We start from the raw sequence: 269 nt of genomic DNA, 5'->3' as shown, positions 1-269 counted from the left end.
CCGCTGATCGTGCCGCGTATCGTGGTGGCTGTCGGTTTGCTGTATCTGTTCGCGCGCTTTGGGCTGACGGGTACGAACCTCGGCCTCGTGATCGGCCATACCGTGCTCGCTATTCCCTATGTCGTCGTGACGCTGGCCGCAGGCTTCCAGCGCTTCGACTGGCGCCTCGACGACGCCGCACGCGTGATGGGCGCGTCGCGGTTGCGGCGCATCACGTCGATCGTGTCGCCGCTCCTCATGGCGAGCGTGACCGCCGCGTTCCTGTTCGC

1 protein-coding gene is annotated in these 269 nt (G+C 66.5%); it reads left to right on the top strand.

What is annotated here, in order from left to right:
• Nucleotides 1–269 (top strand): ABC transporter permease (locus SB772_RS41475; protein WP_410838707.1); only part of this gene is annotated, 269 nt, incomplete at both ends.

The sequence above is a fragment of the Paraburkholderia sp. SIMBA_030 genome (assembly GCF_046535245.1).
Lineage (GTDB): Bacteria > Pseudomonadota > Gammaproteobacteria > Burkholderiales > Burkholderiaceae > Paraburkholderia.
This window is presented reverse-complemented; position numbering and strand designations above follow the sequence as displayed.